Origin of the sequence: Citrobacter sp. Cpo045 (assembly GCF_030332875.1) — a bacterium.
GTDB lineage: Bacteria > Pseudomonadota > Gammaproteobacteria > Enterobacterales > Enterobacteriaceae > Citrobacter > Citrobacter portucalensis.
Window position 1 is genome coordinate 753,231 of sequence record NZ_JAOWGZ010000103.1, and the last position, 19,871, is coordinate 773,101.

Annotated in this window: 20 protein-coding genes; 8 read left to right on the forward strand and 12 right to left on the reverse strand. The window is 51.1% G+C overall.

Annotation, left to right across the window (positions count from 1 at the left end):
• Positions 1 to 3 precede the first annotated feature (3 nt).
• The 6 genes from OGY13_RS19600 to OGY13_RS19625 form a co-directional block, all read right to left on the reverse strand.
• Positions 4 to 1,260, reverse strand: coding sequence for a nucleoside permease (locus tag OGY13_RS19600; protein WP_048215824.1), 1,257 nt, complete (start codon positions 1,258 to 1,260; stop codon positions 4 to 6).
• Between the two features lie 56 nt (positions 1,261 to 1,316).
• On the reverse strand, positions 1,317 to 2,150 hold the full coding sequence (gene xapA / locus OGY13_RS19605) for a xanthosine phosphorylase (protein WP_008785395.1): 834 nt from the start codon (positions 2,148 to 2,150) through the stop codon (positions 1,317 to 1,319).
• 325 nt (positions 2,151 to 2,475) lie between these two features.
• On the reverse strand, positions 2,476 to 2,745 hold the full coding sequence (locus OGY13_RS19610; RefSeq protein WP_213752099.1) for a YdgH/BhsA/McbA-like domain containing protein: 270 nt from the start codon (positions 2,743 to 2,745) through the stop codon (positions 2,476 to 2,478).
• Positions 2,746 to 2,975: 230 nt separating this feature from the next.
• Complete coding sequence (locus OGY13_RS19615; RefSeq protein ID WP_213752100.1) at positions 2,976 to 3,371, reverse strand: DUF302 domain-containing protein; 396 nt, start codon at positions 3,369 to 3,371, stop codon at positions 2,976 to 2,978.
• 77 nt (positions 3,372 to 3,448) lie between these two features.
• Entirely contained in the window at positions 3,449 to 4,540 is a 1,092-nt protein-coding gene (locus tag OGY13_RS19620) for a YVTN family beta-propeller repeat protein (protein ID WP_213752101.1), read from the reverse strand.
• 428 nt (positions 4,541 to 4,968) lie between these two features.
• On the reverse strand, positions 4,969 to 5,895 hold the full coding sequence (locus OGY13_RS19625) for a LysR family transcriptional regulator (protein WP_003834913.1): 927 nt from the start codon (positions 5,893 to 5,895) through the stop codon (positions 4,969 to 4,971).
• Between the two features lie 89 nt (positions 5,896 to 5,984).
• Between OGY13_RS19625 and OGY13_RS19630 the strand changes: the two genes are divergently transcribed.
• Positions 5,985 to 6,983 (forward strand): bile acid:sodium symporter family protein, encoded by a 999-nt coding sequence (locus tag OGY13_RS19630; protein ID WP_003038103.1) that lies wholly within the window; start codon positions 5,985 to 5,987, stop codon positions 6,981 to 6,983.
• Here OGY13_RS19630 and OGY13_RS19635 read toward each other — a convergent pair.
• The 3 genes from OGY13_RS19635 to zipA all read right to left on the reverse strand — a co-directional run bounded on the left by OGY13_RS19635 (position 6,980) and on the right by zipA (position 10,300).
• Positions 6,980 to 7,198: a DUF3820 family protein gene (locus tag OGY13_RS19635; protein WP_003038102.1), complete on the reverse strand. Its 219-nt coding sequence runs from the start codon at positions 7,196 to 7,198 to the stop codon at positions 6,980 to 6,982. The genes OGY13_RS19630 and OGY13_RS19635 overlap by 4 nt on opposite strands.
• 1 nt (position 7,199) lies before the next feature.
• Positions 7,200 to 9,215 carry an NAD-dependent DNA ligase LigA gene (gene ligA / locus OGY13_RS19640; protein ID WP_213752102.1) on the reverse strand — a complete coding sequence of 672 codons (2,016 nt, stop codon included), beginning with the start codon at positions 9,213 to 9,215 and terminating at the stop codon, positions 7,200 to 7,202.
• A gap of 71 nt (positions 9,216 to 9,286) precedes the next feature.
• A complete protein-coding gene (gene zipA, locus OGY13_RS19645) occupies positions 9,287 to 10,300 on the reverse strand; it encodes a cell division protein ZipA (protein WP_048215814.1) in 1,014 nt (337 codons plus the stop codon).
• A gap of 230 nt (positions 10,301 to 10,530) precedes the next feature.
• Here zipA and cysZ point away from each other — a divergent pair, with 230 nt between their 5' ends.
• The 5 genes from cysZ to crr all read left to right on the forward strand — a co-directional run bounded on the left by cysZ (position 10,531) and on the right by crr (position 15,391).
• Entirely contained in the window at positions 10,531 to 11,292 is a 762-nt protein-coding gene (gene cysZ / locus OGY13_RS19650; RefSeq protein ID WP_095533163.1) for a sulfate transporter CysZ, read from the forward strand.
• A gap of 163 nt (positions 11,293 to 11,455) precedes the next feature.
• A complete protein-coding gene (gene cysK / locus OGY13_RS19655) occupies positions 11,456 to 12,427 on the forward strand; it encodes a cysteine synthase A (RefSeq protein WP_003038091.1) in 972 nt (323 codons plus the stop codon).
• Between the two features lie 383 nt (positions 12,428 to 12,810).
• Positions 12,811 to 13,068 (forward strand): phosphocarrier protein Hpr, encoded by a 258-nt coding sequence (gene ptsH, locus OGY13_RS19660; RefSeq protein ID WP_002913505.1) that lies wholly within the window; start codon positions 12,811 to 12,813, stop codon positions 13,066 to 13,068.
• A gap of 45 nt (positions 13,069 to 13,113) precedes the next feature.
• Positions 13,114 to 14,841 (forward strand): phosphoenolpyruvate-protein phosphotransferase PtsI, encoded by a 1,728-nt coding sequence (gene ptsI / locus OGY13_RS19665; RefSeq protein ID WP_008785405.1) that lies wholly within the window; start codon positions 13,114 to 13,116, stop codon positions 14,839 to 14,841.
• A 40-nt stretch (positions 14,842 to 14,881) separates the two neighbouring features.
• Positions 14,882 to 15,391 (forward strand): PTS glucose transporter subunit IIA, encoded by a 510-nt coding sequence (crr, locus tag OGY13_RS19670; protein WP_000522253.1) that lies wholly within the window; start codon positions 14,882 to 14,884, stop codon positions 15,389 to 15,391.
• A 211-nt stretch (positions 15,392 to 15,602) separates the two neighbouring features.
• Here crr and OGY13_RS19675 read toward each other — a convergent pair whose 3' ends face one another.
• Complete coding sequence (locus tag OGY13_RS19675; RefSeq protein ID WP_008785406.1) at positions 15,603 to 15,842, reverse strand: hypothetical protein; 240 nt, start codon at positions 15,840 to 15,842, stop codon at positions 15,603 to 15,605.
• The gene (gene pdxK, locus OGY13_RS19680) at positions 15,839 to 16,705 is read right to left on the reverse strand and encodes a pyridoxine/pyridoxal/pyridoxamine kinase (RefSeq protein ID WP_213752103.1); all 867 of its coding nucleotides are present in this window, start codon (positions 16,703 to 16,705) and stop codon (positions 15,839 to 15,841) included. The genes OGY13_RS19675 and pdxK overlap by 4 nt, the downstream gene beginning before the upstream one ends.
• Positions 16,706 to 16,787: 82 nt before the next feature.
• Here pdxK and ptsJ point away from each other — a divergent pair, with 82 nt between their 5' ends.
• Both ptsJ and OGY13_RS19690 read left to right on the forward strand, forming a co-directional pair.
• Positions 16,788 to 18,080 carry a MocR-like B6 salvage transcription factor PtsJ gene (ptsJ, locus tag OGY13_RS19685; RefSeq protein WP_213752104.1) on the forward strand — a complete coding sequence of 431 codons (1,293 nt, stop codon included), beginning with the start codon at positions 16,788 to 16,790 and terminating at the stop codon, positions 18,078 to 18,080.
• 13 nt (positions 18,081 to 18,093) lie between these two features.
• Positions 18,094 to 18,810 (forward strand): type 1 glutamine amidotransferase, encoded by a 717-nt coding sequence (locus tag OGY13_RS19690; RefSeq protein WP_213752105.1) that lies wholly within the window; start codon positions 18,094 to 18,096, stop codon positions 18,808 to 18,810.
• Between the two features lie 90 nt (positions 18,811 to 18,900).
• Here OGY13_RS19690 and cysM read toward each other — a convergent pair whose 3' ends face one another.
• Entirely contained in the window at positions 18,901 to 19,812 is a 912-nt protein-coding gene (gene cysM / locus OGY13_RS19695) for a cysteine synthase CysM (RefSeq protein WP_003835014.1), read from the reverse strand.
• Positions 19,813 to 19,871 lie beyond the last annotated feature (59 nt).

A 19,871-nucleotide genomic window follows, 5' to 3' on the forward strand; every position in this document is an offset into this window, starting at 1 on the left:
GTATTAATGTGCCGGTGATTTCTGTGCCAGTCGTTCAGGCTCATGCCTGTATTTAAAGAACAATGCAAAGATAACCGCCAGAGCCAGCGCATACGCGGCAAACACCAGCCAGATAGTTTGCCAATCCTTGACGCCATCGACAGAAAAATAGTCCACCGCCATACCACTCAGAATTGATCCCACCCACGCGCCAACGCCGTTTACCATCGTCATAAACAGCCCCTGCGCGCTGGCGCGAATGTTAGAGCTAACCTCCTGCTCGACAAATACCGATCCCGAGATATTGAAGAAATCAAACGCACAGCCGTAGACGATCATCGACATCAGCAGCAGCACAAAACCAAACGGCGACGGATCACCAAAGGCAAAGAAGCCAAAGCGCAGCGTCCATGCCAGCATGCTCATCAGCATCACCGTTTTAATGCCAAAGCGTTTAAGGAAGTACGGAATAGTGAGAATAAAGCCCACCTCCGCCATCTGTGAAACGGAAAGCAATATGGAGGGGTACTTCACCACAAAGCTGTCGGCAAATTCCGGGTTACGGGCAAAATCATGCAGGAACGGATTGCCAAAGACGTTGGTGATTTGCAACACCGCCCCCAGCATCATCGCAAACAAAAAGAAGATTGCCATCTGCGGTTTTTTAAACAGAACAAAGGCGTCCAGACCGAGCTTGCTGGCAAGCGTGGTGTTTGCTTTCTTCTCAGCAACCGGGATTTTCGGCAACGTAAGTGCATACAGAGCCAGCAGCAGCGATGCGCCTGAAGCGATATACAACTGCGCGCTGCTCAGTTCCAGTCCCATCAAACTGACTGTCCACATCGCCACAATAAAACCTATGGTGCCAAACACACGAATTGGCGGGAACGCGGTGACCGGATCCTGACCTGATTGCGCCAGGCACGAGTATGAGACGCTATTCGATAACGCAATCGTCGGCATATACGCCATTGCGTTAACCAGCATCACCCAAAACATGGTCTGCGGATCGGTAACGGTTGTGGCATATAGCAACACGCCCGCACACACCAGATGACAAAGCATATAGGCGCGCTCGGCGCGTAGCCATTTATCGGCAATGATGCCCATAATGCCCGGCATGATAATCGCCGCCAGCCCTTTCGAACTGTAAATCATACCGACGTTCGCACCGGTAAAATCCAGGGTATTAATCATGTAGGAACCCAGGGTTACCAACCAGCTTCCCCAGATGAAATATTGCAAAAACGACATGAGCTTTAAGCGAGATGCGATACCCATTTTTCCGTTCCTTGCCATAAAGTAAGACCCCGCAAGCGGGGTCATTTTTTAGTTATTCAGGCCAGTTTGCGCAAGAATCCGCAGATCAAATTGATGAAATTCTGCCGGGAGAGTTCCGCTGCAGCCAGCGTCTGCGCGTGAGATAATTTAACATCACCCAGACCTTCCGCCAGGTTGGTGATGGCCGCCACCGCAACCACTTTCAAACCGCAGTGGCGCGCAGAGATAACTTCAGGCACCACCGACATCCCCACCACGTCGCCACCGATAATTTGCATCATGCGGATTTCTGCCGCGGTTTCAAAGTTCGGCCCCGGATAAGAGACAAAAACCCCTTCACTCAGCGGGAATCCTTCCTCAGCGGCAACAGTTTGCAGGATCGCACGGTAGTCAGCATCATAGGCATTCGCCAGTGAAAAGAATCGCTCGCCAAAACGCTCATCGTTTGGCCCTACCATCGGCGTACCCGGCATCGTATTGATGTGATCGCTAAGCGCAACGAGGCTACCCGGTCCAACTTCGGGACGCAAAGAGCCTGCAGCATTGGTGCAAAACAGCAGCTCACAGCCCAGCAGCTTCAGCGTACGAATGGCATCCGTCATCACCGTCATACCGCGACCTTCATAGAAATGTCCACGTCCTTTCATACAGGCCACCGGAATTCCCGCCAGATTTCCCAACACCAGTTCACCAGCATGACCGTGTACGGTACTCACCGGGAACCCTGGTAGTTTCTCGTAAGAGATGGCAACCGCATCCTCAATTTGATCCGCCAACGCCCCCAGGCCTGAGCCGAGGATAAAGGCTACGCGCGGCGTAAAATCCGGTTTGTAACCACGAATGATATCAGCGCTATACCAGGGATTTTGCGAGAAAAGAGAGTGGCTCATGAGATGTCCTTAATACTGAGTAATCGAAATAACGTAGCGTACCGCATTGTTATAGCGAGACTACGCAATCGATTACCAATACCGTTTATCCCGATAACCGATAGTAAATCGGTATAGATGGCATGTGCTAAATCGGCCTGAACTCACATTTTTTTTCTGCCAGAAATGGCAAGGAGTACCAACACATCAGGAATTCGTCAGACGAGTGGGCTGACAAAGCCCGCCTTGCAAATGACTGACAAACATTTGTTGATTATTAATAAGCGAAAGCAGGTACAACAACGCACTTTCGCTAATCAATAATTAAAACGGGGGAAACAGCTGTTTACTTCTTATAGAGTTCGCTGGTCACTACAGCCTGAGAACCATTGCCTATAGAAGAGAAGTTCTTAATAACAAAGAAATCAGCACCTTCTTTATCTGCCATTTTCGAAATTTTGTGCATACATTGATTCACCGTATTTTCCGTTACGGTGATTGACTTGACATGCTTTAAACTATTGGCTTCTTGTTGCGAGATTTCTGTAGCAGCAAAGGCAGACAGACTGAGAAAAAACAAAGAAGCGGCCAATGATGTGACTAATGTCTTTTTCATAACTATCCTCATAACTTACATATTAATATTTGAGCGTCAAGATATACTCTTCACATAATATTGCAAACAAAAACCCGTCTATTTATAAAATAGACGAATCGACAAACATTGAAGAGTAATGAACATCATATGTATTATTCAATAGGTTTATTATAGCGGGTTAAATATTTGCATAATAAACGCAGAAAAATAACACTAAATATCCACGAGGCATTTAGTGTTATTTGCAATTAATTACCGGCCACTTCGTTAAGAAGGGTTGTCAGGATGCTAACTGGAGCAACAATATTATGTGCAACACCATAGTCAAACTCCAGAACAGTACTTGCATCCTGATAATCTATATGGGTATCACCATTGTCATCCTGCCAAATAACCACCCGTAGGGGTAACTCTATTGCCGCATGAGGATTTGCTTGCATGGCAGGAGTACCCCCCTTTGGGTTACCAAACAGAAATAACATCGTCGGTCGCAGAGCAAGACCTACATCCGTTGCCGCTTGCTGTTGATCAACCTGCACAAAAATACGAATATTTTTAGCATTCAATACGCTGACGAGTCTGTTTATAGTATCATCAAAATTGAACTTACTAGGCAGCGTTTTTGTCCGCTCCGGCTTTCTCATCTGTCGTTCCTTTATTTATAGAATATTTATGAAAATACCCGCCAGCGAATGACGGGTATTGATAAATGCTAGCACAATTATTTAGGCGTCACGTCAACAGAGCCCCAGCTAATACCATTTGGGTTGTTGTCTACCGGGAGCGTGTTCACTACCTTACGCTCATTAATGTCAATCATCGAAACAGAGTTTGCAAATGAGTTAGTTACGTAAGCATACTTGCCATTTTTATCGACAACCACGCCATGGGCCCCATCGCCAGTGGTGATGGTTTTCGCTACCGTAAGGCTTGCGATATCAATCATGTTTATTGTGTTACCCGGCTTGCTCTTCGAGCCCTGATTGGTTACCAGCATGCTTTTACCATCCGGAGTGCCAAACAGCTGGATTGGTACGGTACCAACATTAATTTTCTTCACAACTTTACGCGTTGCTGTATCAATCACCGCTACAGCATCTTCACCAGACAGGGAAACAAACACCCGTTTTCCGTCCGGTGAGAAACCTACCTGGGCTGGCATTTTACCTAATGGGATCTGCGCGACTTCTTTATTACTGGCTGTATCGACAACGGATACCGTGCCCCCTTTCATATTCGCGATATAAACTTCTTTACCGTCAGGACTCACTCTGAGGCCATGAGGGAATTTACCTACATTAATTGTCGTTAAATTTTTCAAATGTTCTGCATCAATCACGCTGATAGTGTTATCTGCACTATTTGAGATATACGCCATTTTCCCATCAGGGGTGACGACAACATGCGCAGGGTGTGCGCCAACCGGAAGTTTTGCAATAACCGTATCATTTTCGGCATTAATAACCCAAACTTCGCCATGTTCCTTTTTGCCTGCATGAGAATCTTTGCCCATATCCATTTTCTCAGAATGGGCATCTTTACTCATATCCATATGTTCAGAGCCTGATGAATGTGTCCCGTTAGCACCAAGGTTGGTTACCCAAACTGTTTTATTGTCTGGTGACACCTGAACGTTATGCGGCATTTTGCCAACATGTACTTTATCTACAGTCTTTAAAGACGCAGCATCAAGTACATTAACTGAATCTGCACCTTCATTTGCTACATACACTCTGTCTGCTGCAAACGTATAACCAGACCATGCCAGCATACTAATTTGCATTGCAATTAAAATTTTATTTTTTCTTATCATCGCCGCCAATACCCCATTAGTTAAATATATTTACCGGATTAGTTTCAGCAACCAGCTATTGTAGGATTATTTAACATGTCACTAATATTACTCCATCGGGATCGTGTTAATTCTACCTATAACGAGTTACTGTATAAATTGCTTAGTCATTTCATTAATCAATCGCTATACATCATTATATTAGATACTGCTATCCGTACTTGCGTATAAAGAGTATCAACCTTCCAGCAAGTGGAAGGTCAAGAAAAAAAGTAATAATTTAAAATAGCCTTACAAATCCGCAAGCTAAGCAATTGCCTAAGAATATCGCAGGAGAATTTATAAATATAAAGAGGTAGTCCGGTGCCGGGTAAAAATATAAAAGTTAACGATCAGTTCATCGATACTGAAAGCCAAACTTAACGACATGACAAACACCAGCCATATCGTTAAAGCTGGTACAAAGGATCCCGTGCCCGACCGGCGGTTAATTCACTGGCCTGCATCCGTACTACGTCCCACAGCGCCTGGGCCGCAGTCGATAAAGAACGATTTTTACGTCGTGCCAGCATCAATTGTCGTTCCACAACCGGCGTCAGGCGTTTAACCTGCAAATGGCTGCCCTGTGGCAGAGGAAGCGCCAGCGCAGGCAGCACGCTGATACCAATCCCCGCCTCAACCATCGGGAAAAGCGTGGCAGGGTGACCTATCTCCTGAACGATATTGGCCTCAATGGAAAAGTGAGCCAGTGCCGCATCGATCAACGGTCGACTGCCGGAAGCGTAATCCTGTAATACCAGGCGCTCATGATATAAATCCTGCCAATTTACCCATTCGCGTTGGGCTAGCGGATGATCCTCTCGACACAACAGCAGGAACGGTTCGGATAACACCGCTTCACACTGTAGATCGGTCACAGCACCTGGATCTATCACAATGCCAAAATCCACCTCGCCCTGACGAATACTCTCCAGCACCCACTGTTGCGGACGATCGTGCAGCACAAAATCGATTGCTGGATAAAGCTGATTACTCTGGGCAATACACTGTGGAATAAGGTGAGCAGATATTGTCTGGCTGGCGGCAACGCGCACCGTTCCGGTTAACTGCGTTCCCACCTGGCCTGCTTCGCGCAGCGTGCTGTGCAGTTCATCCAGAATACGTTCCAGCCGCGCCGCCAACTGGTGCCCTGCTTCTGTCAGCACCACTTCCCGCGTTGTTCTATCTAACAACCGCACACCCGTCTGCCCTTCCAGCTCTTTAACGCTGTGGCTGACCGCAGACTGGCTTAAGCCAATGATATCCCCCGCCCGGCTAAAGCTTTTGGCCTGAGCGACGGTAACAAAAATACGGAGCTGACGCAGAGAGTAATTCATCTATTCGATTCATATATGGATGCAATAAATCAATTTTATTTCTCAAACAGAAAAACGCAAAATGTTCCTACCGAATTTCAGGAGCTTTTATGAAACTTTTTCGTATCCTTGATCCGTTCACGATAACGTTGATTACGGTCGTTTTACTGGCGTCCTTTTTCCCGGCCGAGGGTGGCTTTGTACCTTTCTTTGAAGGCTTAACCACCGCTGCCATTGCCCTACTGTTTTTTATGCACGGGGCGAAGCTTTCGCGTGAAGCCATTATTGCCGGCGGTAGTCACTGGCGTTTACATCTGTGGGTGATGTGCAGCACGTTTGTTGTTTTCCCGGTGCTGGGCGTTCTGTTCGCCTGGTGGGCACCGGTAAATGTTGACCCGATGCTGTACACCGGTTTCCTGTACCTGTGTATTTTGCCGGCCACGGTGCAGTCGGCAATCGCTTTTACGTCGCTGGCGGGGGGTAACGTTGCTGCCGCCGTGTGTTCCGCTTCGGCCTCCAGCCTGCTGGGTATTTTTCTCTCGCCGTTACTGGTTGGCCTGGTAATGAATATGCATGGCGCAGAAGGCAGTCTGGAGCAGGTGGGGAAAATCATGCTGCAGCTGCTGCTGCCGTTCGTACTGGGACATCTTTCACGTCCGTGGATTGGTAACTGGGTGTCCCGACATAAAAAATGGATCGCCAAAACGGACCAATCCTCCATCTTGCTGGTGGTGTACTCCGCCTTCAGTGAAGCCGTGGTTAACGGGATCTGGCACAAAGTGGGGATTGGCTCACTGCTGTTTATCGTGGTGGTCAGCATCGTATTGCTGGCAATCGTGATTGGCATCAACGTCTTTGTTGCGCGGAAATGCGGCTTCAACAAAGCCGATGAGATCACCATTGTCTTTTGTGGATCGAAAAAGAGCCTGGCGAATGGGATCCCAATGGCAAATATTCTGTTCCCGACGTCAGTGATAGGAATGATGGTGCTGCCGTTGATGATCTTCCATCAAATTCAGCTGATGGTGTGTGCCGTGCTGGCACGGCGCTACAAGCAACAAACGGACGCATTGCAGGCGCAGCAGAAAAGCCGCGCCGCAAAGGCTTAGAGCGGGCGTTTCAGGGGCTGCACCAGTTGCGTCAGCCCTTCAGTTTTAATCAGCAGCGTGATTTGCATCAGCTCGCCGAGCTTGCCCGGCGGGAATTCATCTTTACGGGCAAACCACAGCAGATACTCTTCCGGTACATCAATCAGCCGACGCCCTTTATATTTGCCAAAGGGCATCACGGTATTGGCGATTTCAACCAGCTGCTCTTTTTCCATCTCAGGCACCCAGTAAGCGGATCATTTCAGCTTCATCGATCACGGCAATACCCAGTTCCTGCGCTTTTGCCAGCTTCGAACCCGCCGCTTCACCGGCAATAACCAGGTCGGTTTTCTTCGATACGCTGCCGGCCACTTTTGCACCCAACTCAGTCAGTCGCGCTTTGGCGTCATCGCGTGACATCAGGCTCAGGCTCCCGGTCAGCACCACCGTTTTCCCCGCGAAGGGGCTGTCGATTTCTTCAGCGTTGATGACCACCGGCGCTGGCCAGTGAATCCCCTGCGCCAGCAGTTGGACGATCACCTCGCGGTTACTCTCTTCAGCAAAGAAATTAAACACGTGGGTCGCTACCACAATGCCGACATCCGGCACTTTTTGCAGCTCTTCAATGGAAGCCGCTTCCAGCGCCTCAAGGGTGCCAAAATGCGCCGCCAGACCAGCCGCCGTGGCTTCACCGACTTCGCGAATACCCAGCGCGTAGAGGAAACGGGCAAACGTTGTTTCTTTCGCTTTTTCCAGCGCATTCACCACATTTTGTGCCGATTTCGGCCCCATACGATCAAGACCGGTCAGCTTACCTGCGGTCAGTGTGAAGAGATCCGCTGGTGTGTGGACATACTCCTTCTCGACCAGTTGATCGATAATTTTGTCGCCCATGCCGTCAACGTCCAGCGCGCGGCGGGAAACGAAGTGTTTCAGCGATTCCTTACGCTGCGCTCCGCAGATTAAACCACCGGTACAGCGAGTAACCGCTTCGCCTTCCACACGCTCAACGTCTGAGTTGCATACCGGACAGTGGGTGGGAAACTCAATTTCACGCGTATCGTCCGGGCGCTCGGAAAGCACGACATTCACTACCTGCGGGATGACATCGCCCGCACGGCGAATGACGACTTTATCGCCAATACGCAAACCAAGACGCTCAATTTCATCCGCATTGTGCAAGGTGGCGTTACTGACCAACACCCCGGCAACCTGAACTGGCTCAAGGCGGGCGACAGGCGTAATCGCCCCGGTGCGTCCAACCTGAAACTCAACATCACGTACGAAGGTCATCTGCTCTTGCGCCGGGAACTTAAAGGCCACAGCCCAGCGCGGCGCGCGGGCAACAAAACCCAGTTGTTCCTGCAACACCATAGAGTTGACTTTGATCACCACACCGTCGATATCGAATCCCAGCGTCGGTCGGTCTTCTTCAACCTTGTGATAGTAAGCAAGTACTTCCTCCGGAGAGTCGCAAAGCGTAACTCTGTCGCTCACCGGCAATCCCCACTCTTTAAATTGCAGCAGACGGCCCAGGTGGGTATCAGGCAGCACACCACCTTCCAGCACACCAACGCCATAGCAGAAGAAAGTAAGCGGTCGCTTCGCTGTGATACGCGGATCGAGCTGGCGCAATGACCCGGCCGCTGCGTTACGCGGGTTAGCAAACACTTTGTTGCCAGTGCGGCGGGCCTCTTCGTTAATTTTTTCAAATCCGGCCTGCGGCAGGAACACTTCACCGCGCACTTCCAGACGCGTCGGAATGTTATCGCCACGCAATTTTAACGGGATCGCACGGATGGTACGCACGTTCGAGGTAATATCCTCACCCGTAGTACCATCACCACGCGTTGCGGCACTGACCAGCACACCGTTTTCATACAGGATACTGACCGCCAGCCCGTCCAGCTTCAGTTCGCAGCACCAGGTTAGTTTGTCCGTACTCTTCAGTCTGTCCTGCACGCGCTTGTTGAAGGCGAGAAAACTCTCTTCATCAAACACGTTATCCAGCGACAGCATTGGCACTTCATGGCGAATCTGGCTGAACGCTGCTAACGGGGCGGCGCCAACACGCTGGGTTGGCGAGTCGGGGGTGATAAGTTCCGGATGCTGCGCTTCCAGCTCGCGCAGTTCACGCATCAGGCGATCGTATTCCGCATCGGGAATTTCCGGCGCATCCATCACATGGTAGAGATACTCATGATGGCGAAGCGTGGTTCGCAGTTCTGTCAGTTGTTGTTCGATTAATTCCATATCGCACCATCAATGATAAAAAACCCCCGACAGGCGGGGGTTTAGCAAGGAGATGTCACGCCAGAGGAAAATCAGGCGCGAGATTCTTTAACTTCGCGGATGCGGTCCTGATACTCGCGCAGTTTCTGCGGCGTCATCATGCGACGTTGATCGTCGAGCACCACACCACCCACTTCATCGGCAATGTGCTGTGCGGACTGCAGCATCAGCTTAAAGTTTTGCAGCTCGTCACCGTAGGACGGAACCTGCATAAAAATAGTCACGCCAGGGGTGCTGAAATCACCCGTCATTTCGGGGTCAAACGTTCCTGGGTTAACCATATTGGCAAGGCTGAACAGCGAAGGACCGCTGCCATCCGGGCTCAAATGACGATGGAAAATATTCATATCGCCAAATTTAAAACCGGCTTGCTGAATGCTGTTGAGCAGCACTTCACCGTTGAGCTCACTACCGTGATGCGCCGCAACGTTCATAATAATGACCGCTTCTTTACGCTGCGGTTTTTCAGCAACAGGCGCTTCTTCAACTACCGGCTCAGGCTGCGGTTGATGTTCAACGGCAGGCTCTGCGGGCTGGAAAGCCTGCGGCGCAGGTTGCGGTGCTTGCTGCACGGGCTGCTGAACCTGCGGAGCAACGGGCTGATGCTGCATCGGCTGCTGCACAGGTTGTTGCTGAACAGGCTGATGCTGCACCGGCTGCTGCGGTTGTACAGGCTGCGGCTGCTGCTGAGCATGCGGCGGCGGTACCGGCGCTTGTGCAGGCTGCGGCGCGGGTTGACGCGGCTGAGCAGACGCATAAGGCGGCTGGTACTGGTGTTGCGGCGACTGAGGAGGAACACCATGTTCCTGCGCGTTACCGGGAGCATGATTCACACGATGAACGCGAACTTCGCCCACGCCTTCGTCTTCCTCGACGTTGTCGTCGAACGAATCCTCGTCTTCACGTTTAGACTTCATGCGTTTCAGTGGGCGATCGCGGAATATAGAAGACCGCTCTTTACGGCTAGTCCAAAAACCATGTACCAGTAAAGCGATTATGGCGATCGCGCCAACAATGATTAATATCAGACGCAAATCCTGCATCATTATATTCTCTGTTGTTCTAACACCTTGCCACCACGGCAAACATTTACTCACTAAGAGTATTTGTCGATTACGCCAAGTGCAAGTGCACTCTTGGCTTTCACGGCATAAAGATGAACAAAATTGTGCTTTTTGCTGTTTTTTCGAACATTTCTGAACAGCTTAACGCTCAACAACCCGGTAAGATACGCAAAGTTTACCAGAGCTTATATAACAAGGAGTATGTCCTGACCATGGTTTCATCATCTGCAGTCGTACCTCGCAGCGGCCTTTATTACTTTTCACAGGGATGGAAGCTCATCACCCAACCGGGCATTCGTCGCTTTGTCATCCTGCCTTTGCTGGTGAATATCCTGCTGATGGGCGGCGCATTCTGGTGGCTATTCACACAACTCGATAACTGGATCCCCGCGCTGATGAGTCACGTCCCTGACTGGCTTCAGTGGCTCAGCTACTTGCTGTGGCCGATTGTCACTATCTCCGTACTACTGGTGTTCGGCTACCTGTTTTCCACCATAGCCAACTGGATTGCCGCGCCGTTTAACGGTCTGCTGGCAGAACAGCTGGAAGCACGCTTAACGGGCGCAACACCGCCTGACACCGGCGTTCTCGGCATCATGAAAGATGTTCCCCGTATTATGAAACGTGAATGGCAAAAGCTGGCGTGGTATCTCCCGCGCGCCGTCGTGTTGCTGATCCTCTATTTCATTCCGGGTATTGGGCAGACCGTCGCCCCGGTGCTGTGGTTCCTGTTCAGCGCGTGGATGCTGGCCATTCAGTACTGCGATTATCCGTTTGATAACCATAAGGTGCCTTTTAAGGAGATGCGCGTCGCGCTGCGCACACGCAAGGTCACCAATATGCAATTTGGCGCATTGACCAGCCTGTTCACCATGATTCCGGTGCTCAATCTGTTCATCATGCCGGTCGCGGTTTGTGGTGCCACAGCGATGTGGGTAGACTGCTATCGTGCTAAGCACGCGTTATGGAAGTAATGAAAAAATGTGTAAAAGCGGGCTGGCTTATGCCCGCTCTTATTCCATACTGCAACGCATTATTTCCTGGTGGCATATAGATATACGAATTCCTTACTTCCCCATACTTTCTCAACAGGTATGCTGAAGCGGTATCCCAATTTCATACAGTTAAGGACAGGCCATGAGTAAGATTTTTGAAGACAACTCGCTGACTATCGGTCATACGCCGCTGGTTCGACTGAACCGTATCGGTAACGGACGCATTCTGGCGAAGGTGGAATCACGCAACCCAAGCTTTAGCGTCAAATGCCGTATCGGTGCCAACATGATTTGGGATGCCGAAAAACGTGGTGTACTGAAACCGGGTGTAGAGCTGGTCGAACCAACCAGCGGCAACACAGGGATTGCGCTGGCCTACGTTGCCGCAGCTCGCGGTTACAAACTGACTCTGACCATGCCTGAAACCATGAGCATTGAGCGCCGCAAGCTCTTAAAAGCGCTGGGCGCGAACCTGGTGCTGACCGAAGGCGCAAAAGGTATGAAGGGCGCGATTCAGAAAGCGGAAGAAATTGTGGCCAGCGATCCGGAAAAATTCCTGCTGCTGCAGCAGTTCAGCAACCCGGCAAACCCGGAAATCCACGAAAAAACTACCGGCCCGGAAATCTGGGAAGATACCGATGGTCAGGTTGATGTCTTTATCTCCGGCGTCGGTACCGGCGGTACGTTGACTGGTGTGACCCGTTACATTAAAGGCACTAAAGGCAAAACCGATCTGATCACCGTCGCGGTTGAACCTACCGACTCCCCGGTTATCGCCCAGGCGCTGGCAGGTGAAGAACTCAAACCAGGCCCGCATAAAATTCAGGGCATTGGCGCAGGCTTTATTCCGGGCAACCTTGATCTGAAGCTTATCGATAAAGTCGTTGCCATCACTAATGATGAAGCTATTTCTACTGCGCGTCGCCTGATGGAAGAAGAAGGTATTCTGGCGGGTATCTCTTCCGGTGCTGCGGTTGCTGCCGCGCTTAAGCTCCAGGAAGATGAAACCTTTACCAATAAGAATATAGTGGTTATTCTACCGTCATCGGGTGAGCGTTATCTGAGCACTGCACTGTTTGCCGATCTCTTTACAGAGAAAGAACTGCAACAGTAGTGCCAGCATGTTAAAAACGCGTAAAAAAGCACCCTTTTGGGTGCTTTTTTGTGGCCTGCTTCAAAGTTTCAACTCGCCTGGCATTGATTCAACCCGCCGGAACTGGTATTTAACCAAACTAATTATTTTGATGCGCGAAATTAATCGTTACAGGAAAAGCGCTAGCTGAATCGATTTTATGATTTGGTTCAACTCTTCCTTTCGCGGCATAATGTTTAATGACGAACGAAACGTCAGCGGCAAGAAGTTGCCAGCAACGGATTGCACCGAACTCCTTTTGTGTCGCGTCCAGTTTACGCCGATGCTAACAATACAGGCTAAAGTTGAGCCGCCAGGCTAGACTTTAGTTCCACAACACTAAACCTATAAGTTGGGGAAATATAATGTTCCAGCAAGAAGTTACCATTACCGCTCCGAACGGTCTGCATACTCGCCCTGCTGCTCAGTTTGTTAAAGAAGCAAAAGGCTTTACTTCTGAAATTACTGTGACTTCCAACGGCAAAAGCGCTAGCGCCAAAAGCCTGTTTAAACTGCAGACTCTGGGCCTGACTCAGGGTACCGTTGTCACCCTGTCCGCAGAAGGTGAAGACGAGCAGAAAGCAGTTGAGCATCTGGTTAAACTGATGGCTGAACTCGAGTAAGTTCAACGAGTTCTTTTAAATATCAGTCACAAGTAAGGTAGGGTTATGATTTCAGGCATTTTAGCATCCCCGGGTATCGCTTTCGGCAAAGCACTGCTGCTGAAAGAAGACGAAATCGTCATTGACCGGAAAAAAATTTCTGCCGACAAGGTTGATCAGGAAGTTGAACGTTTTCTGAGCGGTCGTGCCAAGGCATCTGCGCAACTGGAAGCGATCAAAACCAAAGCTGGTGAAACGTTCGGTGAAGAAAAAGAAGCCATCTTTGAAGGGCATATCATGCTGCTCGAAGATGAGGAGCTGGAGCAGGAAATCATAGCCCTGATTAAAGATAAGCACATGACGGCTGATGCAGCTGCGCATGAAGTTATCGAAGGTCAGGCCACAGCCCTGGAAGAGCTGGATGATGAATACCTGAAAGAACGTGCGGCTGACGTACGTGACATCGGTAAACGCCTGCTGCGTAACATTCTGGGTCTGGCAATTATTGACCTAAGCGCTATCCAGGACGAAGTTATCCTGGTTGCCGCAGACCTGACCCCGTCAGAAACCGCACAGCTGAACCTGAACAAGGTGCTGGGTTTCATCACTGACGCGGGCGGACGTACTTCCCATACCTCTATCATGGCGCGTTCTCTGGAACTGCCTGCTATCGTAGGTACGGGTAGCGTAACCTCTCAGGTGAAAAACGACGACTATCTGATTCTGGATGCCGTAAACAATCAGGTTTACGTCAATCCGACCAACGACGTTATTGAGCAACTGCGTGCCGTTCAGGAGCAGGTTGCAACCGAGAAAGCGGAACTCGCTAAGCTGAAAGATCTGCCGGCTATCACGCTGGACGGTCACCAGGTTGAAGTTTGCGCCAACATCGGTACCGTTCGTGACGTTGAAGGCGCCGAGCGTAACGGCGCTGAAGGTGTGGGTCTGTACCGCACCGAATTCCTGTTCATGGACCGTGAATCGCTGCCAACTGAAGAAGAACAGTTTGCTGCGTATAAAGCCGTTGCTGAAGCCTGTGGCTCTCAGGCGGTCATCGTCCGTACCATGGACATCGGCGGCGATAAAGAACTGCCGTACATGAACTTCCCGAAAGAAGAGAACCCGTTCCTGGGCTGGCGTGCCGTGCGTATCGCCATGGATCGTAAAGAGATCCTGCGTGACCAGGTTCGCGCTATCTTGCGCGCCTCTGCTTTCGGCAAACTGCGTATCATGTTCCCAATGATCATCTCTGTTGAAGAAGTGCGTGCACTGCGCAAAGAGATCGAAATCTACAAACAGGAACTGCGCGACGAAGGTAAAGCATTTGACGAGAGCATTGAGATTGGCGTGATGGTGGAAACACCAGCTGCGGCAACAATTGCGCGTCATTTAGCCAAAGAAGTTGATTTCTTTAGTATCGGCACCAATGATTTAACGCAGTACACCCTGGCAGTTGACCGTGGTAATGATATGATTTCACACCTTTACCAACCGATGTCGCCATCTGTGCTGACGCTGATCAAGCAAGTTATTGATGCTTCTCATGCTGAAGGCAAATGGACTGGCATGTGTGGTGAGCTTGCAGGCGACGAACGTGCTACACTTCTGTTGCTGGGGATGGGTCTGGACGAATTCTCTATGAGCGCCATTTCTATCCCGCGCATTAAGAAGATTATCCGTAACACGAACTTCGAAGATGCGAAGGTGTTAGCAGAGCAGGCTCTTGCTCAACCGACAACGGACGAGTTAATGACGCTGGTTAACAAGTTCATTGAAGAAAAAACAATCTGCTAATCCACGAGATGCGGCCCAATTTACTGCTTAGGAGAAGATCATGGGTTTGTTCGATAAACTGAAATCTCTGGTTTCTGATGATAAGAAAGACACCGGAACTATTGAGATCGTTGCTCCGCTCTCTGGCGAGATCGTCAACATCGAAGACGTGCCGGATGTAGTTTTTGCTGAAAAAATCGTTGGTGATGGCATTGCTATCAAACCAACCGGTAACAAAATGGTTGCTCCTGTTGATGGCACCATCGGCAAAATCTTTGAAACCAACCACGCTTTCTCTATCGAATCCGACAGCGGCATTGAGCTGTTTGTTCACTTCGGTATTGATACCGTTGAACTGAAAGGCGAAGGCTTCAAACGCATCGCTGAAGAAGGTCAGCGCGTGAAAGTGGGCGACCCGGTTATTGAATTCGATCTGCCGCTGCTGGAAGAAAAAGCCAAGTCTACCCTGACTCCGGTTGTTATCTCCAACATGGACGAAATCAAAGAGCTGATCAAACTGTCCGGTAGCGTGACAGTGGGTGAGACTCCGGTTATCCGCATCAAGAAGTAATTCTTTTTGCAGAGAAAAATGGCGCCATCAGGCGCCATTTTTTTTATATACTTCATCCTTCAGATTGCCTCTGTGTTGGCTGCAGTCGCTCACCCCAGTCACGTACTCATGTACGCTCCCAGGGATTCTCTCCTTTGCCGCCTTGATGCAACCTGAATGATTTTGTATATACCCCGATAACGATTTTTATCTTTTATAGGTCGGAAAAGCGTTAAATTTGTGAGGTGACCGGTCGGTAACACGCCTCGCGCATCAGAATCTTCATCCCTTCCGGCCCGCTTTCCAGCATCCGTCGCTCCGAGTCTGCCACTAACAATTCACAGTCGTAGCCACCCGCAATACCAAACATGGCCCGCGCTACACAGATATCTTCCAGCGCTGCTGCCCCGTTGGTGTCAAAATGTCCAACCATACGCCCATTCTGGCGAACTACCAGCCGGTAACTCTTCATCGCGCCTCCCCTGCCGGTGGCAGAATTAATTCATCACAACCGCACTGGTGCGTCCACGTCATCACGTCCAGCACCCGCTGCGCGGCGTCGTGCGTCGCGGTCGTCAGCGCTTTCCCCAGTACAAGGCCGCTCACCAGCTCTGCACAAAACAGATCGCCAGTCCCCTTCAGATCCGTTTTCACTCGCGGATGGGCTAACACCTCAACCGTTTCAGCCGTCACCACCGCAACGTTAATAATCTCTTCGGTATCCCCCGGCGCGCTGGTAATTACCACCCATTTCAGGGTGTCAGTGAGCAGTGATTGTGCCGCCGTAATGGCTTCATCAAGCGTACGACACGGCTTTCCGCTTAGCATTTGCAGCTCGAACACGTTCGGCGTCAGCCCCTGTGCCAACGGCAGCAGGTGCTGACGATAAGCTTCCGGGATTTCGGCTTTCACATACATGCCGCTATCCGTATCGCCAATCACGGGGTCGACCAAAATGCATAGGTCCGGATGCGTGGCCCGAACGGTTTTCAGCCACTGTGCCAGCAAGGCGATTTGCTCCGCGCTGCCCATGTATCCTGTTGTCACCGCCTTTAGCTCACGCAAGGCATCACGCTCGCTTAAGGCGCGGAGATAGCCGCTAAACCAGTCAGACGGAATAACGCCGCCGTAAAAGGTTTCATAATGCGGGGTATTACTGAACAGCACCGTGGGTACTGCCGTCACGCGTAACCCCTGCGCTTTAATGGCCGGGACGGCGATGCTGTTACCTACGCTGCCATACACCACCTGTGACTGGACGGCGACGATATCGGTCTGTAACGCTCGATTCGTGTCGTCAAAGAGCACTGACTGGATATCACTCCCCTGCTCCATAAATTTCTCCTCTCGCTGGACAGCGGGCCTACGCCTCACTATTATCGTCATATGCTAAAATTCATTTTGTCATAGGTCAATAATGATCGACGGAAAAACCGCTAACGAAATTTTTGACAGTATCCGTCAACATGTCACTACAGGCACGCTGGCAGCAGGCGAAACGTTGCCGCCAGTGCGGGAACTGGCAACGGCATTAAACGTGAACCGCAATACTGTCGCGGCGGCTTACAAACGCCTGGTCACCTCCGGGTTGGCGCAGAGCCTGGGACGCAACGGCACGGTGATTAAGGGGATTACTGCCCCCGTTGCGCTGGAAGGTGGTAATCCGGATACCCCGCTTATCGATCTTTCCGGCGGTAATCCAGCGCCCTCGCGTCTTCCTGACCTGAGTAGTTATTTCGCGAAGATAAATAAGAATCCGCGGTTGTACGGAGATGCCGCTGTATCACCAGGGCTTAAGGTATGGGCATCACAATGGATGCAAAATGCAATGCCCGGCAAAGGGGAAATTGATATCACCAGCGGCGCCATTGATGCTATCGAACGGCTACTGTGCGCCCATTTACTGCCTGGAGATAGCGTTGTCGTAGAAGATCCATGCTTTTTGAGCAGCATCAACATGCTGCGTTATGCTGGTTTCTCCGCCAGTCCGGCCAATGTTGACCACGAAGGCATGCTGCCGGACCTACTGGAACTCGCGCTACAGAAAGGTGCGCGGGCAGTGATTCTGACACCGCGCGCGCATAACCCGACAGGATGCAGCCTGAGCGCTTCACGCGCGGCGCAATTGCAGGAAATCCTGGCCCGCTACCCGCAGGTGCTGGCGATCGTCGACGACCACTTTGCGCTGCTGTCCGCCTGCCGCTGGTATCCGGTGATTGCAAAGGAAACTGCACACTGGGCGGTTGTCCGTTCGATGTCGAAAACCTTAGGCCCGGACTTACGCCTGGCTATCGTGGCCAGCGATCCCGTCACTTCCGGGAAACTGCGTTTACGACTCAACTCCGGCAGTCAGTGGGTCAGCCACCTGCTGCAGGATTTGGCCTGCGCCTGCCTGAGTGACGAGACTTATCAACACACGCTGGCGCAAACTCAGCAGTTTTACGCCGCCCAGCAGCAAACGTTGGCGGCAGCACTGCGGCGACATGGCATTGAGTTGCCCGTTGGTGACGGTCTGAATATGTGGCTACCGCTGGAAGATAACAGCCAGGCGATCGCTTTTGCGCTGGCAAAGTCCGGCTGGCTGGTGCGGGAAGGCGAAGTGTTTGGCGTCAACACGCCTGCCCACGGCCTGCGTATTACGCTGTCAACCTTAACTGACAGCGACATTGATAAGCTGGCGGCTGATATTCATCAGGCGCTAAAACGCTAACAGGAGAGAAAAAGTGCGAGTTCATTTTGTTATTCATGAGTCTTTCGAATCTGCTGGCGCGTATCTGCCGTGGGCCGAATCACGCGGCTATAGCGTCAGTTGGTCGCGCGTTTATGCCGGAGAAGCGGTCCCTGCGAACGCCGATGATTTCGATATATTGGTGGTGTTTGGCGGTCCGCAGTCACCACGAACCACGCTGGCAGAGTGCCCGTACTTTGATTCTCAGGCCGAGCAGCATCTGATCAACCAGGCGATTGCGGCACGTAAAATTGTGGTAGGGATCTGCCTGGGTTCACAGTTAATCGGCGAAGCGCTGGGTGCGAAGGTGTGCCAGAGTCCGGAAAAAGAGATTGGTCACTACCCCATCGTTCTGACCGAAGCCGGTCAACAGCACCCGCTGTTCAGCCATTTCGGCTCACCGCTTACCGTCGGTCACTGGCACAACGACATGCCAGGATTAACCGACCAGGCGACCATTCTTGCTGCCAGCGAGGGCTGCCCACGACAAATCGTGCAATACGGTAATTTTGTTTATGGTTTTCAGTGCCATATGGAGTTTACGGCTGATGCTATAGAAGGGCTTATTCAACACTCCGAACAAGAACTGGCGGAAGCTAAAGGCAAGCGTTTCATCCGTTCCGTTGAAGAGATGCGAGCATGGGATTATCAGCAGATGAATGAGAAACTGTGGCAATTCCTTGATAAGCTTGTGGAAAAACGTAACGATTGATTATGGCAGGCCGGATAAGACGCTTTACGTCGTCATCCGGCGCTCGTGCCGTACGTTTGCCTGATAGTGCTATGGTTATCAGGCTGAAAACTAAATCCCTAATCCCTGGTTAAAGTGCTCTTCGCCAAACACACCGGTTGAAAGGTAGCGATCGCCGCGATCGCAGATGATCGCCACCACCACCGCTCCCGGGGTCGCGCGCGCCACACGTAACGCCCCCGCTACCGCGCCACCAGAACTGACACCACAGAAAATCCCTTCGCGCACGGCCAGTTCACGCATGGTGTTTTCCGCATCGTTCTGGTGAATATCCAGCACCTCATCCACCAGCGAGGCGTTAAAAATGCCTGGCATATACTCCGCAGGCCAGCGGCGAATTCCCGGAATACTACTGCCCTCTTCCGGCTGCAGGCCAACGATAGTGACCGCTTTTTCTTGCTCACGCAGAAAACGCGACACACCGGTAATGGTGCCTGTCGTTCCCATACTGGAGACAAAGTGGGTAATACGACCTGACGTCTGCTGCCAGATTTCCGGTCCGGTGGTAGTGTAATGCGCGTACGGGTTATCCGGATTATTAAACTGATCCAGCAGCTTGCCTTCTCCCCGCTGCGCCATCTCAAGGGCTAAATCGCGCGCGCCTTCCATCCCCTGCTCTTTGGTGACCAGAATCAGCTCGGCACCATAGGCGCGCATCGCCGCACGGCGCTCCTGGCTCATGTTGTCTGGCATCAGCAGCTTCATGCGATAGCCCTTCAGCGCGGCGATCATTGCCAGCGCAATTCCGGTATTACCGCTGGTCGCCTCAATCAGCACGTCGCCTGGCTTAATTTCTCCGCGTTTTTCCGCTTCGACGATCATCGACAACGCGGCGCGGTCTTTCACCGAACCTGCGGGATTATTGCCTTCCAGCTTGACCCAAATTTCACTACCGTTATCCGGCGCCAGACGTTGTAATTTCACCAGAGGCGTATTGCCAATTGTTTGTTCTAATGTGTTCACGTTTTCAGCTCAATAAAAATGCCGGGTGGCGCTGTACTTACCCGGCCTACAGGTCATGC